Here is a 14,262-nt window from a genome sequence, read left to right as displayed (position 1 = left end):
CACGTCCCAGCCCGACGGCCGCCCGCAGGGCGTGCCCGTCCCAGCCTTCCCCCACCGGCCCGTGCCGCCGCCCACCACACCCGTGACCGCTCTTGCACCAGACTCCGCCCTGGTACGGGCTGAACCAAGCCCGCCGCGCAACAAGCCCCAACACCAACACGCCTCTCCCGAACGGCGCTCCGCAGTGCCCTCGCAGCCTCCCCAGACCGAAGCTCCCCCGCCGCGGCCCGCGCCCCACGCCCGTCCCGCAGCGCCCCAGCGCGGGGCGCAGCCCAAGGTGCATCCGCGGCCACGCGCGCAGCCGCCGGTCCCGCCATCGTCACCGGTCCGGCCTCAGCAGATGCACGACCTATGCCACCGCGCGGATGGAGTCGCCTCTTCAGAAATCGTGGACCTGTGCCACCAGACCTGGGGAAAACGCCCAGGCTGATCGCCTGACGGCAGCACGACGGCTCGGCTGGGCCGGACCGGGGCCGGGGACCGCGCGCGCCGTAGCCCTCGCAGACCGCCCCACCCCACTCCCCTCCTGAGAGACACGCGCCGCCTCGACCCCGCAGAACGAAGGCAGTGCCGGTGGTAATCGCCTGAGCCCTCAACGAACTCGCGTGAGAAACTCGGTGATCGGATCACCACGGCAGAAGGGACGCCGCTTGCCATGTCCGACGCCATACTGCCGCCGGTGCATCTCGCCAAGGTGGTGGACGGGCTCGCGGAGAACCCTTCGCTGCCAGCCGAGCTCGTGCGCCGCCTCCTCGGCCATCGCAAGGGCTTTGGCGGGGTGGCCAAGCGGCCGGACCTGAGCGAGGACGTGATCGCCGAGATCATTGCCACCGACGATCACTGGCTTACACACTCGCTCGCCCTCAACCGCAACATCCCACAAGCGTTCCGGATGATGCTCGCCGAGCACCCAGATCCCGCGATTCGCAGGGCTGTAGTCGTTGCTGCGGACGGCGCATCACGAGCACTGTTCGAACGGCTGCTCGGTGACGCTGACCCGCAGGTTCGCGAGCACTTGGCGGAGAGCGATCACGTGCCGGCAGACCTGAGGGCCCGGCTGGCGGCGGACACGCACCCAAAGGTCCGGGCAACGCTTGCCCAATGGTGGACGACGGCCCCGGAACCGGTGCGCCGACTGCTGCTGACAGATCCCGACGACTCAGTACGAGCCGGGGCCTGCGCGACCTACTTCCGCCGAGTTCCCCATCCTGTTCCGCCGGCAGACCTGGTCCCGGAGCTGCTGGCCGACCCGGTCACACGCGCCGGGGCGGTACGCCACTGCACGCTGGACAACGCCACCGCACGCCGGCTGGCCGAGGATCCGAACGACGAGGTGCGCGAGCAACTCGCGCAGCACCCCGACCTCCCAGCGGCACTGCGCGACAAGCTCGCGCAGGATCCCAACCTGCGCGTCGCGCTCCGTGTCTTCGCCCGTCAGGACACCCCAGAGCCGACTCGAGCCGCGATCCACGCACAAATCCTGTCCGACGACGTCCCCCCATGGGGCTCGCTCACGAACCACGAAGCGCTGGACGACGACGCTCTCGAACGGGAACTCATGGGCGACATAGCCCGCGCGGAACTTCGAGCACTGCGCCTGCCCTGGGTGACGACCGACCCACTGCCCTACGTGGACTCGCCATACGCCTGCTTCCGCGCCTCGGCAGCGATGTCCGACCACCTCCCACCGCCGCTCGTCGCACGACTCCTCAACGACGAGGAGAGCAGCGTCCGCACCACGATGGCTCTCCACGCCCGAGAGCAGATCGATCCCGACACCGCCGAGCGCATCGACCGGACTTCCCGCCCTGACAAGAAAGTCCGGTGGCGTCCGGCCGACGACATTCCCCTGCCGACATACGTACTTCGACGCCTGGCCACGGACACTGACCCGAGAATGAGGCAGTTGGCCCCACGCGACCCCGACCTGCCACTCGAACTGGCGCGCCGCCTGGCAGCTGACCCCGACCACAGGGTGCGTCGCACCATCGCGACCCATCCCAGGCTTCCGGCCGACGAGCTGATACGGCTGCTGGCTGATCCGTCCGAATACGTCGCGTCCGCCGCGGCCGCAAACCCCAACCTGCCAACCACAGGCATGTACCGGCTGCTCGCCCTCGCAGGCTTGTGACGCTCGATTTGCGCGTCTCTGCTACCGGATCAGGACAGTGCGGGACGTCGGGCTGCCGGGTGGGGCTCTTCGTGCCGCTCGTGCCGGTCAGAATTCCGTGCCAACGATCCGCTGCACGACGGCGAACGCCTGACGACCGGGACGGTGTCCTCTCCCGCGCACGCGTCGACCGGCCCGCTGGCAAGAACGAAGTGACACCTCCACCAGGAGGAGCCTCTACGGCCTTCACCATCGGAGGCACAACGTGACCACTGCCCGCCGGTACGACCCCCAGCCCCAGCTGTCGTGGGCTGCCGGATCCAGTGCCGCGCGGTATGGCCACCTCGAAGACCGGCAACAGCCCCACGATCCGGGTGGCGTCGTCGGCGTCGAGGTCGGCGAGGTGCAGGTCCCGACCTCGACGCGGAGCAGCCGCGGGAACGAGGTCGCGAGACGAACACGGCGCCGGTGGTTGTGGGGCACGGCGGTGCCCTTGGCCGGCTACACCGAAGTTCCCGCAGAAGCGGACAGCCAGGCAGCATACGACGCCAATGGGACTGCGCCTTCTCAAGGCCGACGCCATCCCCATGGCCTTGTCCCGGCCTATGTCGCCGCCCCGAGCAACTCACCCTCTGGCTGGCACAACGCGTCAGGGGAAGGGCCGCTTCGACCTCCCCATCCAGGCATCCCGACTACCCAGAAGATCCGCGCTCATGTCCGGTCGACTGCCAGGACTGCACGGCGATCATCAGATGCTCCCGCAGCGGTACCGGCATCGGCTTCCCGGTCGTGGCCGAGTTGATCGCCTCGGCGACCTCCCGCAGTTTGATGTTGGCGTGCTGGGAGACGGTCACCAGGATCTCCCATGCCTCCTCCGGCTTGCAGCCGAAGCCCGCCATCAGGACGCCACGGGCCATGTCGATGGCCGGTCGGCTCTCCATCGCATGCTTGAGTTGCTCATTCTCCCGCTGCAACTCCACTGCTTCATCCGGACGGACGCCGTCCCCGCTCACACTCTCCGCTGCACAGCTTTCACTCACACGGGACGCATGAGCCGATCCAAAGCGATCATGCCTGTATCGATGCTGGGGAGGTCGCATATCAAACGCCTGCCCGATACCCGCTTCAGCACACCGTGCGCCAGGCAATGTACCCCTCCCGGAGCTATCACTACACATCCGGCAAAAGCCACCAGTAGTGCACATACAGGCACTCAACCCGTCGTTTAACCGCGTCCTCGTTGGGGGTGGGAGATGGCGGAGGCCGTTTTCGAGTCCGTCAGGTACTCCGCGATGTGTCAGGACTGTGGTGCGGAGCTGGAGTGCTGCCCTGCCGGGCCGACAACGGGAACAGATGCTCTCCGAGCATGGGCCAGCGAGGCATCTGGCGTCGCCGCAGTAGCTACTCGCCTGCTCAACGGGCAAGGGCTCGACGCCGGGCCGCATCCAGTTGAGGTACGCAACCAGTCGAGGTGGTCGATCTCGTGCGCGACAAGGCGGGTCAGCCCCGCGTTCGTAGACTGGTCTCGGGCAGTTCCTCGGCCATTGGGGACAACACCTGCCGTTCAGCGGCCACTCGAAGCAGTGTCAGTCCTTGAAAAAGTCGCCCAGGGCGGCGGAGAGCGGGCCGGGAGCTTCCTCGGCCACATGGTGGCCGGCGTCGATACCGTGGCCGCGCACATCGTCGGCCCAGTCACGCCAGATGGCGCGAGGGTCGCCGTAGAGGTCCTCCAAATCGTCTCGGAGAGACCACAGGACCAGAACCGGGCAGCCGATCCGTGCTCCTCGGCCCTGGTCGGCCTCCTCCTGTCGGCAGTCCACCGTGATGCCGGCACGGTAGTCCTCCAACATGGCGCGGACGACGTCCGGATTCCTGGTGGCGGCCCGCCACTCGTCGTAGTTTTCCTGGCCCATGGCCTCGGGGTCGCCGCGGTACCAGGCGTCGGGATCGGCGTTGATGACGCGCTCGGGGATTTCTGGCTGGGCGAAGAAGAACCAGTGCCACCACGCGGTGGCGAAACGGGCGTCGGCCCGAGCAAGATGCTCGCTCAGCGGCAGACCGTCCACGAATGCCACCCGGGTCACCGCGGAGGGGTGGTCCAGCACGAGCCGGAGCGCCACGGCGGCCCCACGGTCGTGGCCGACCAGCCCGAAGCGCTGATGCCCGAGCGCCTGCATGACTTCGACCATGTCCTCCGCTACGACACGCTTGGAGTGCGGGACGTGGTCTGGAGCGGGCGCCGGGCCACGGGATCGCCCATAGCCGCGCAAGTCGGGACAGACAACGGTGAAGCCCCGCCGTACCAGGATGGGCGCCACCCGATGCCAGGTAGCCGACGTCCGCGGGTGGCCATGCAACAACAGGAGCGGCGGGCCCTCACCCCCGTACCGAACGAAGACGGACGCCTCACCCGTGCGCACCGTCCTGGTGGCGAACTCCTCAAACATGAAATGCCCCTTCCTATACGCGACTCGGTCCGCGATGCCCCGCCGTCCCCCATGCCCATGGAGGGCCCCGACGCGTCATCTGGATGGCCGAGAAGCCGGGGTGCTCATCGAGGGCTTGGCCAAGGCCCTGGCCAACTCTGGTCAGGACAAGGTGCCCTTCTGTCAGCACTCGAACCCGCATCTCGACGTCTACGTCGCCCGGTCGGCCACGACGCCGGTCTCTTCGCGCACTTCGTGCAGGCTTGCTTCGACGATTTCTTCGTGGGCGCCGTCGAGGGGCCCACGTCGGAGGCCACGGCCCTGACGCGTACAACGCGCCTACCGGCCGCGTCAGCAACGGCTGCGGGCTGACAGCAGTCCGGCGCGGCGGGGTCAGCTGGGGCTCTGCTCGTATACCTCGCGGTCGACGGCTGGTGGCCTTGCCTCCGTGGCGTCCGAGGCGCTTGCGGTTTACGGTCCGGTCGGCGGGCTGTGGGGTCACGGCCCGGATCCCTCGCCGACGCAGATGGGTCTGGGTGACTCCGGACGGATAGGCCTACGGCGTTCGTACGCCGCGTCCCACTCGGCGGGGTCGTCAATGCCCGGCAAGCTCGCCCCGCTCTCCCGGTCCGGCTCAGTGCCCTTCACAGGTTCCGTTCATCGCCCGACCGAGCGACTCCGGTCCCCGTCGCCGCCCGGGGCGGGCTCCGTGGCGAGGATGTGCTGTACCTGCCAGCGGGCCTCTTCCCAGCGGGCACGGCGTGCGACAAGCCGTTCGTCCGCACCGTCAGGGATCCGGTGCGCATACCAGCGGCCGACCTCTGCCTGCAGCTCGCGGGTGACGTCCGCACAGCGCAGCGGGGTGCCCGGCACACGTCCTTTCGCCTTGTCCAGCAGCCGCTCGGTGCCCACCCTTACGGCCTGCGCCGTCAGCCCCGCTCCCTGTGCGAGAAGGTTCCGGTTGGCCCTCCCACCGCTCGGCGGCCTCGTAAAGCCGCTCGTGCGCCGTGAGCAGCCCGGGGGTGGCCTCGCCCAGTTCGATCGCCTCGTGGGCGGCCGTGATGCGTTCCTGGCAGGTGGCCATCACCTCGTCATCGATCTCCGCCCGTGGAACGTCCAGCACATGCTGTGCAAAATCCATCGCCAAGTGGGCCGCCCGCTGCTGATTGATCTGATCAAGCAGTTCGAGCATCCTTGCCACGACTCCTCTTCCGGCGGACACACCTCCAACGGACGCTGCCGCGCTCAGACTCCGGTACTCCGCGGGGCTCGGCATCAATGCCATTCCTCGGGATTGAGCGCGACCCCGACGTACCCCTCCCCCGTGGTGACGGTCAGGCACGGCTGGCCCACACGGAGTTCGATCTTGTCGGGATCGAAGGCACTGAACTGGAACACGAAGTGCTCCGCGACGGCAGCGCGGCCCAGGGGGAATCCATCCAGGTCCACCGCCGAGTTCGCGCGATCCGCTCCTTGGCAGAGAACCGAGACGAAGAGGGGGAAGTGCTCCGTCCCGAGCAATCGATCCGCGCCATCAATGACAACTGCGATCCCGACCCCGCCAGTCACTGCGCCGCACAGATCGTCCAGGCAGTCCACCATGGCATCCCAGTTCCTGCCGAAGTAGCCCGGAAATTCTAGAGCTTCGGCGAACGCCTTGTAGATACCGTGCTCAGTCACCAGCTCGCGGCTGTCGAGACGGTAGACACGTCCGCCCCGCGCTTTCAGGGCAGCCAACTGCCGACGGATCTCGGCGTCTGCCTGCGGTGCGAAGACGACCCAGGGCTCGCCGGTCCCCGTGATGTCGAAGCCTGTCATTTCTGATCACCCTGTGAATTGACCAACGCAGTAGAAAGTGCCGTAGTGGTCAGGCGTGTAATACGCGGGACCGGAGTCATCCTGCGGGAGGTCGACCCTGGCATTGACGTCCCATTCCTTGTATTTGCCCCGGGAAACTGGGACTTGTCGTTACCCCAGTTCGCGTTGCCAGCGTAGCCGTCGGCCTTTCCGATGCTTCCGGGCCTGTCGGACCAACTGTGGGGCCTTGGACGTAAGCGACCGAGTTCGGGGCCGGTAGCAGCCCCAGGGGGATCAGCGCCTCGGCTGGCACCGCGTTCAGCCAGATCCCGTCCTCGCAGGGATTCCAGCAGATGCGTAACCGCCAGGTTACACTTCCTGATGTGGACGACCTGAGCGAGGTAGCCGAGGCCATCGCCGATCCGGTGCGCCGGGAGATCATGCTCCTCTTGCGCCACACCCCCCTGCCGGCTGGAGAGATCGCTGCCCGGTTTCCCATCAGTCGGCCTGCGGTGAGCCGCCATCTGCGGGTACTGCGTGAGGCCGGTCTGGTCCAGGACGAACCAAGGGGACGCCACCGCCGGTACTCGCTCGTACCCAGCAGGCTGAGCCAACTGGCCACATGGCTCGCCCTGTTCGACACCCGGCAGCCCGGCTGGTCGCAGCGTCTGGCGGCGCTGGAGACCGAGGTCCACCGCACGCGCAGGGACCGCCAACGGACCGAGCCTGACAGCAACTCGCCGACCACGCCCAGCTCCAGGAAGGACACGGCATGACCCCTGAACCCACTGGACGACTCCAAGCCACGCCGTCCGGATACGACCTCGTCCTCACCCGCACCTACCGCGCCTCCGCGAACGACGTCTGGGCAAGCGTCACCGAGCCGGAGCGCACCGCCCGCTGGTTCGGGCCCTGGCGCGGCGAGTCCGGGCCAGGCCGCACCGTCGAAGTGCAGATGGCGTTCGAGGAGTCGGCACCCTGGTGCCCGATGCGCATCGAAGCATGTGAACCGCCCCGTCGTCTCGCCGTGTCAATGGAGGACGAGGCCGGCTCCTGGTTGCTCGAATTGCTGCTGACCGAGACGGACGGCACCACCGAGCTCCAACTGATTCATCATCTCGCCTCGACCGAACAGCTGGGCGCGACCGGTCCCGGTTGGGAGTACTACCTGGACATGCTCACCGCCTCACGTAGCGGCGGGCCCCAGCCGGACTTCGGGGACTACTACCCCGCCCAGAAGGCGTATTACGACTCTTTGGCCTGAACCGGCGCCAACTTCCGTCAGTGTGCGCCGCTCGACGCAAACGTTGCCTCCCACTCCACCTGATCTGAAGGCGCAGGCTACGCAGACAGGTGCGTTCCGCCGATTCCTTGACGGTCTGGCATCAGGGCGAAAGCGCGATCAGCCGCGGTTGGGGTCCCCGATGCCACGGACTGTTGCAGGAGTTCGCGGTGGCGCAGCAAGGGTGCGTGCCGGTCCTGCGGCGCAGTGGACAGCAAATCGTCGATTCCCGCCAGCATGCGCCGCGAGACCTGCGGACTGCCAACAGCGCAGCCCCGCACTTCTGCCAGTCCGAGATCTACCAGCTCGGTCCACGAGGGAACAGAACGAATCAGCCGCACCTCGCCCGCGCTGTCCCGATAGCAGGCGGTGTGCAAAGGCCAGTGGCTCAAGGTGGACAGCAACTGAACGACCCTGTCCAACGCCTGTACGGCGGTCGTCGGGTCGTTGATGGCGGACGACATGGCGCGCAGGGCAATGTCGGATAGTTGACGCAGACCGAAGGAAATGTCCTGGTGAAAGGTGCGCTCGACGCCCGTCGACATGGTGTGCCGCAGGTCTTGGCTCACGGGAAGGGAATTGCCGTAGACCGCCAGCACGGGTGTGCCGGGGACTAGGAAGTCTCCGATCCTTGGGATGAGCCGCAGGACTACATCGTGCTTGCGCGCGGCGCGTACGAGCCGGTCGGTGTGGACTTCATGCAGCACTCCGGCAGGACCGTCATGACGGATCCACGCCGTCGGCGAAGCCTGTGGGGTAGGGCTGGGGTCCATCAAAGTCCCCGGGATGGACGAGAAGCTTCGCAGGGACTCCCGGGCGATCCGCGCGATGACGTGGCTGATCCGCATCAATCGCAGGGTGGTGTTCACGTAGAGGACGAAGAGCAGCAGGCTCAGCCCGACCATGAGCACGGTGAGGAAAGCCTGAACAAAGGGGACGGACGTCACCGCGCTCGGGTTGGGCGCACTGTCGTAGGAAGTGAGCACGAGCAGCGTCAGAACGAAGGTGGCGAGAAACACCGCAAAGGTCGCCTTCGTGATGCGGCTGCGGACGAACAGCCGCACCACGCGGGGAGTGAATTGGCCACTCGCCATCTGCACGGCGACCAGGGAGATACTGAAAACCACACCGATGAACGTCATCATCGCGGCGCTGACAGCACTCACGACGCTCTTCGCGTCATCGGCGAACCGCTGGAGTTCCGTCAGCATTTCCAGGTCGCCGTCCCGTTTCAACGCCTCGACGATGGCGGCGTCCAGTTCGCTGGCCGCGAGCCAGAGAAAGAAGACAGCCGCCATGGCCGCGGTCGGTGCGAACCAGAAGGAATCCCGCAACTGCTCTCCGCGCGGCCACGGCAACCGCCGACGAGGCACACCCGGACCGACGTCCCTGACGTTCATGGCTAGACGATAGGCAAACTGCCGCACCGAACCGCTGCGATCACGCGATTGCTCCGAGCCCGCGTGTCGCGCCCACACGGACACGTCACCGTGCTCTGTCCTCGTACCACGAGGCCGACGAAAAGGCGGCACACCAACGCACAGCCCATCGAACCGGCCGCCGCGGACGAGTGTTCGGCATACCCCGCTGGGCGTCGTCGAGCGAGAGCCAGCAGTGCCCGGCCGCGAGGCAGGTCGGCGTGAGACGCCACCACGTGGTGGGAACCCCGGGCCGGCAACGGGGGTTCGGCCGAACCGAGCGACGCGGACCAGCCGTGGACCCGTGCTCGTACCGCTTCGGCCGTGTGCCCTCCGCCCCGCCCGTCAGCTCCCTGCCAGGATTGGCAGCACAGCCTCCACCGCGTCCGGGGAGGGCCGGCCCGCCGCCCACCACTGGCCGGACGTTTTACGGAACGGGTACCAGAGACCGTCCGGTCCGTACCGCAACTCGATGCCGTGGCCGACCAGTTGGAGGCGGCCGCCGGTGCGGCGCAGCGAGGGAGGGCGGCTCAGGCCAGGAAGCGTGGTGAGAAGTCTTTCGCGTGCCGCCGTCTCCGCGCCACGTGGTGGCACCTGGCCTCCGTCGAGGACGGCCAGCGCGGGTTCGCCCCCGTACCTCCACGCCACGCTTGCCCGCGCGAGCCCGGCACGTGCCTGGTCGGAACTGTTCAGCAGACGGCCGACGACGCGAAGGTCGCCGTCCGCTCGTGCCGCGCGTCGGACGGTGTCCCGCCAGGAGTCGCTGTAGAGCCAGAGCTGGGCGGAGGGGGCGCCTCCAGCGGCTAGGGCATGGCGATAGGCAGCGGCGGCACGGTGTACGGCGTCGTCGGCAAGCGTGCGCAGCCGGTCGGGATGTACAAGGCTGTCTTTGTGGCCCGGATCCGGGAAAGGCCCGATGGCGGCGCCGGCGAGGGCGGGGCCGGTCTGCGGGGCGGGCAGCGTCGGCAGGGCAGGCAGCCCGCCGTCCCGCCTGGCCCGCGCGAACGCCTCGCCGGCCGGGACTGCGCGAGCCCTGCAGGCCGTGGCCAGTTCCGCCTCTTGGGCGGCCTGTTCAGCAGTGGCGGCCTCGCGTTCGGCGCACCGGAGCGCTGCTTCCTCACGCACCGAGTCCAAGAGGTGACCGTGGAGCAGCAGGAGCGCGTCGGGGCGGGCGTCGATGGCCCGGGCGTACTGGTAGGAGACGGCGGCCGCGTGTTTGCAGGGGAAGCCCCAGTCAGGGCAGGTGCACTCGTAGTCGGTGAGGCCGGGCCGGGGAACCAGGGCGATGTCTTCGAAGGCAGCGATACGTGCGGTGGCCTCGCCGAGTTCCCCTCGAAACAGTTCGGCGGCGGCGTCGACGTCGTCCGACCATGCCTCGATCAGCCGGTCCCAGTCCGCCTGGGGAAGCTCGGGGACGCGGAGGGTTACCCGGTACGGGTGGCGGCCACTACCGGTGACCCGGGCGGACAATTCGCCCGCGCGCACGGTGATGTCTCCGACCGCCCCGCGCCGGGCATAGCTGAGGGCACGGTCGAGCCGGGCCGCCTGCCCGGAGTCCCGTCCACGGGAACTCTCCAAGGAGGCGATCCACAGGATGCCCCATGGCCGGTTCGTCAGCTTCCGTTGTCCCGACACTGCGGGCTCCTTGGGGAGAACCAGCCCGGCGTGACGCTTCCTTGTGCCGTTGCGGCTCATCGGCTGCTCCGATCTGCCGTGCCGTGCAGGGCGACGAGGTCGGCGAGTTCGTCATCGGTCAGGTCACTGATCGCGGCCTCTCGCCCGTTTCCGCGGAGCACGGAGTCCGCCAGGTCGCGCTTGGAGGAGATGAGCTGTGCGATGCGCTCCTCGACTGTTCCTTCGGTGACCAGCCGGTGGACCTGGACCGGCTGGGTCTGGCCGATGCGGTAGGCGCGGTCGGTGGCCTGGTCCTCGACGGCGGGGTTCCACCAGCGGTCGTAGTGGACGACGTGGGAGGCCCGGGTGAGATTGAGGCCGGTGCCGGCCGCTTTGAGTGAGAGCAGGAACACCGGGACTTCGCCTCGCTGGAAGGCGTCGACCATCTCCTCGCGGCGGTGCACCGGCGTCCCGCCGTGCAGCAGCAGTGTCCGCACATCGCGCCGGGCGAGATGCGACTCGAGTATCCGCGCCATCCGCGTGTACTGGGTGAAGACCAGTACGGACGCGTTCTCGGTCAGGAGGACGTCGATCAGTTCGTCGAGGAGTTCGAGTTTGCCGCTGCGTCCGGTGAGGCGGGCCGCTGTGTCCTCCTTCAGGTAGTGGGCGGGATGGTTGCAGATCTGTTTGAGGGCGGTGAGAAGTTTGAGGACCAGGCCGTGCCGGGTGATGCCCTGCGCGCTGCGGATCTCGTCCAGCGACTCTCGCACCTGTGCCTCGTACAGCACGGTCTGTTCCCGGGTCAGCCGGACGGGGTGGTCGGTCTCGGTCTTGGACGGGAGTTCGGGGGCGATGCCCGGGTCGGATTTGCGGCGGCGCAGCACGAAGGGGCGGATGAGACGGCCCAGCCGGTCGGCGGCCGCCGCGTCGGCTTCGGCCTCGCTGCCGCGGGCGACGCGTTCGGCGGGCCGGCCGTAGCGGTCCCGGAAGGCGCGGAGCGGGCCGAGCAGGCCAGGCGTGGCCCAGTCCAGGAGCGACCAGAGTTCGGTGAGGTTGTTCTCCACCGGTGTGCCGGAGAGAGCGACCCGAGCCTGGGCGGGGAGGGCACGCAGGGCCTTGGCGGTGACCGAGGCGGGATTCTTGGCGTGCTGCGCCTCGTCGGCCACGACGAGCCCCCACGGTCCGGCCTCGCGGAGGCGGGACAGGTCCTGGCGGAGTGTGCCGTACGTGGTGAGGACGATCTCCCCGGGCCGGAGGCCCCCGAGGTCCCGCGCGGGTCCGTGATGGCGCCGCCAGGGGGTGCCGGGCGCGAACCTGTCGATCTCCCGCCCCCAGTTGCCGAGCAGCGAGGCGGGACACACCACCAGGGTGGGGCCGCAGTCCGTCCGCGGATCCTCCTGTCGGCGCAGGTGGAGAGCGATGGCGGTGATCGTCTTACCCAGCCCCATGTCGTCCGCGAGGCAGGCGCCCAGGCCGAGGCGGGTGAGCCGGTCCAGCCAGGCCAGGCCACGCAGCTGGTACCCGCGCAGGGTGGCCTCCAGCCCGGCGGGAGGCAGCAGTTCGGCATCCGCGGCGTGCTCAGGTGCGGTCAGCCGGTCCCTGAGGGTGGCAAGCCAGCCGTTGGGCCGCACCGGGGTGAAGGTTCCGTCCTCTGCTGTCACTTCGCCTGTGAGGACGGCCGTCAGTGCCTCCAGGGCGCCCAGCTCACGCGGCCGCGTCCGGGCTTTGCGTACCAGCGCGTCGTCGACCACCACCCACTGGTCCCGCAGCCGTACCAGCGGGCGCCCGGCCCGTGCCAGCCGGTCGAGCTCCGCGGGGGTGAGAGTGCGGTCGCCCACCGCCAGCTCCCAGCGGAAGGAGAGCAGCGCGTCGGCTGTGAAGAACCCCGATCCCTCCGGTTCTTCGTCCGGTAATCCGCTCGCGGGCTCGAGGACTGCCTGTACGCCGAGGTCCTGGACCAGGTCCTTCGGCAGGAGCACCGACACGCCCATCCGCGCCAAGGCGCCGATGCAGTCGTCCAGCAAGGCGACAAAAGCGTCGTCGTCCACATCCAGAGCATCCGGCGCGGCGGGCTCCAGCAGCCCGAGGAGTGCGGGCCAGACCTCGGCGGCCGCCCGCAACATCGCATCGACGCGAGCACGGTCTCCAGAGCTGAATCCGTCCGCGGTTCCGCTGCGCACCGCGACGAGGTCGGCGAACAGCAAGGGATCCGCCAGCGAGTGCACCTGAGGCACACAGCGCACCATCGTGCCGTGGCGGTCGGCGGCGCCCCTGTCATCGGCCGCGCCGTCGAAGTGCTGACCGGTGTCCGGCAGTTCGAAGCGGAGGGAGAGCTTGACGCCGGCGTCTCGCCCGTTGGCGACCTTGGCTGCCCAGCCCCACAGCCCGGGCAGATGCCGGGGCTCCCGACCGGCGAACGCGGCCTGCCCTGCCGCGGCGGCAGCGGCGGGCGTACGCGGCAGCAAGTCGGCCACAGCGTCCAGGAACAGACGCAGCCGGTCGTACGGATGCTGCAGCAGCAACGGCGTACGTCCATGCCCGGCCCGCGGTAACGGAGTGGCGTACGCGGCGGGGTCAAGGGATCCGGCCAGGGCCCGGACCCACCCGGCGTCCTCGTGCGAGAACGGACCGAGCCGCCAGGCGTCGTACCCGCCGGCGCTCAGCCCGGGCAGCAACAGGCCACGACCGGCCATGTACAGCGCGTAGAGGGCCGCATGGCGCCACGCGGCGCCGGTCGGGGTGAGCCGCTCCGGCGGCTCGTCGAGCAGCAACGGAAGAGCGTCGGCGAGCGGACACACTACCGCGGGAACGGTCCGTCGCCGTCCGCCGCGACCGTGCGGCACAACCACCACGAGCTCTTCGGTGGGGGCACCGGTCGGCAGCCGCCCGTTCGAGGCATGGAAGGCGATCCGTCCTGAGCGCGGAGGATCGCCCGGCAGGAACACAGCCGTGCACCGCCGCAGGTCCCCCCACCACGCCGGGTTGAACACGACAGTTCCGGGAACGGTTGACACCTGCTCCGGCCCCGGCTGTGGCTCCGGCGTGGCGGGCGGATCCACCGTCCGCCGTCGGGCGGCAGGGATGAGCCCCTCGGGCAGGTGGGGATCGTCGATCTCCCGGCCGTCCACGTCGAAGTACCGAGCGCTCCGCTCTTGACCTTTGTCGTTCGTGGTCACCACGCGGTAGACCGTGGCCATCGTCTGGTTCCTCTGCCGCTGATCGCTCCGTGCCGTGGGTGCACCGGCCGGATTGCATCAACGCTAGTGGAGCGGACCGCCTCCTGGTGAAGCCCTCCGCGATCGTGGCCGCCCCATCTCAAGGCACCAACCACCCACGCATGGCCCCGAACTCTCCTACGACGCCTTAGCGGCTGCAGGGAACCACGAGAAGTCAAGGCCGCTGATGCCTGTCGCGACAGTCCGCAGGCGGCGCGCCGCGCACCGGAACTCGACCGCATCGAGGTCAGCTGAGCGATTCCCGCACGGATGCGTATCAGCGCTTCACCGGCGCTGACTGCTCTAGCCGTCACCAGCTGCGCGCCCCCTGAGGGCTGCACCGACCGGACAGCGCAGCGCGGACCGCCCGACCGGACCGCGCCAGACCCGCAGTCACAGC

Annotated in this window: 10 protein-coding genes; 3 read left to right on the top strand and 7 right to left on the bottom strand. The window is 68.8% G+C overall.

The features are described from left to right. The first annotated feature begins 655 nt into the window (after positions 1–655). Positions 656–2,131 carry a hypothetical protein gene (locus tag AC068Z_RS37035; protein ID WP_478566251.1) on the top strand — a complete coding sequence of 492 codons (1,476 nt, stop codon included), beginning with the start codon at positions 656–658 and terminating at the stop codon, positions 2,129–2,131. Positions 2,132–2,802: 671 nt separating this feature from the next. Here AC068Z_RS37035 and AC068Z_RS37030 read toward each other — a convergent pair. The 4 genes from AC068Z_RS37030 to AC068Z_RS37015 form a co-directional block, all read right to left on the bottom strand. Then, the gene (locus AC068Z_RS37030) at positions 2,803–3,210 is read right to left on the bottom strand and encodes an ANTAR domain-containing protein (RefSeq protein WP_478566248.1); all 408 of its coding nucleotides are present in this window, start codon (positions 3,208–3,210) and stop codon (positions 2,803–2,805) included. A 486-nt stretch (positions 3,211–3,696) separates the two neighbouring features. Continuing rightward, complete coding sequence (locus AC068Z_RS37025) at positions 3,697–4,557, bottom strand: alpha/beta fold hydrolase (RefSeq protein WP_478566245.1); 861 nt, start codon at positions 4,555–4,557, stop codon at positions 3,697–3,699. A gap of 766 nt (positions 4,558–5,323) precedes the next feature. Further along, positions 5,324–5,728: a hypothetical protein gene (locus AC068Z_RS37020; RefSeq protein ID WP_478566242.1), complete on the bottom strand. Its 405-nt coding sequence runs from the start codon at positions 5,726–5,728 to the stop codon at positions 5,324–5,326. An 83-nt stretch (positions 5,729–5,811) separates the two neighbouring features. Beyond that, a complete protein-coding gene (locus AC068Z_RS37015; RefSeq protein ID WP_478566239.1) occupies positions 5,812–6,354 on the bottom strand; it encodes a barstar family protein in 543 nt (180 codons plus the stop codon). Positions 6,355–6,716: 362 nt separating this feature from the next. Here AC068Z_RS37015 and AC068Z_RS37010 point away from each other — a divergent pair, with 362 nt between their 5' ends. Together AC068Z_RS37010 and AC068Z_RS37005 are read left to right on the top strand one after the other, a co-directional pair. After that, positions 6,717–7,109, top strand: coding sequence for an ArsR/SmtB family transcription factor (locus AC068Z_RS37010; protein WP_478566236.1), 393 nt, complete (start codon positions 6,717–6,719; stop codon positions 7,107–7,109). Then, positions 7,106–7,597 (top strand): SRPBCC family protein, encoded by a 492-nt coding sequence (locus AC068Z_RS37005; RefSeq protein ID WP_478566232.1) that lies wholly within the window; start codon positions 7,106–7,108, stop codon positions 7,595–7,597. The genes AC068Z_RS37010 and AC068Z_RS37005 overlap by 4 nt, the downstream gene beginning before the upstream one ends. Before the next feature lie 77 nt (positions 7,598–7,674). On the opposite strand, the gene AC068Z_RS37000 is transcribed toward AC068Z_RS37005, so the two are convergent. The 3 genes from AC068Z_RS37000 to AC068Z_RS36990 form a co-directional block, all read right to left on the bottom strand. Beyond that, on the bottom strand, positions 7,675–9,015 hold the full coding sequence (locus AC068Z_RS37000; RefSeq protein WP_478566229.1) for a DUF2254 domain-containing protein: 1,341 nt from the start codon (positions 9,013–9,015) through the stop codon (positions 7,675–7,677). A 363-nt stretch (positions 9,016–9,378) separates the two neighbouring features. After that, positions 9,379–10,668: an SWIM zinc finger family protein gene (locus AC068Z_RS36995; RefSeq protein WP_478566226.1), complete on the bottom strand. Its 1,290-nt coding sequence runs from the start codon at positions 10,666–10,668 to the stop codon at positions 9,379–9,381. 56 nt (positions 10,669–10,724) lie between these two features. Next, the gene (locus AC068Z_RS36990; protein WP_478566332.1) at positions 10,725–13,661 is read right to left on the bottom strand and encodes a DEAD/DEAH box helicase; all 2,937 of its coding nucleotides are present in this window, start codon (positions 13,659–13,661) and stop codon (positions 10,725–10,727) included. Between the last annotated feature and the right edge of the window lie 601 nt (positions 13,662–14,262).

The organism is Streptomyces sp. NPDC043726 (genome assembly GCF_056436565.1).
The sequence above is the reverse complement of the archived record's forward strand: the minus strand, read 5'-3'. Positions and strand labels throughout refer to the sequence as shown.

Excerpts from the sequence above, each read along its gene's own strand:
- AC068Z_RS37035 (WP_478566251.1), top strand. The coding sequence starts at position 656 with ATGTCCGACGCCATACTGCCGCCGGTGCATCTCGCCAAGGTGGTGGAC.
- AC068Z_RS37030 (WP_478566248.1), bottom strand. The coding sequence starts at position 3,210 with ATGCGACCTCCCCAGCATCGATACAGGCATGATCGCTTTGGATCGGCT.
- AC068Z_RS37025 (WP_478566245.1), bottom strand. The coding sequence starts at position 4,557 with ATGTTTGAGGAGTTCGCCACCAGGACGGTGCGCACGGGTGAGGCGTCC.
- AC068Z_RS37020 (WP_478566242.1), bottom strand. The coding sequence starts at position 5,728 with ATGCTCGAACTGCTTGATCAGATCAATCAGCAGCGGGCGGCCCACTTG.
- AC068Z_RS37015 (WP_478566239.1), bottom strand. The coding sequence starts at position 6,354 with ATGACAGGCTTCGACATCACGGGGACCGGCGAGCCCTGGGTCGTCTTC.
- AC068Z_RS37005 (WP_478566232.1), top strand. The coding sequence starts at position 7,106 with ATGACCCCTGAACCCACTGGACGACTCCAAGCCACGCCGTCCGGATAC.
- AC068Z_RS37000 (WP_478566229.1), bottom strand. The coding sequence starts at position 9,015 with ATGAACGTCAGGGACGTCGGTCCGGGTGTGCCTCGTCGGCGGTTGCCG.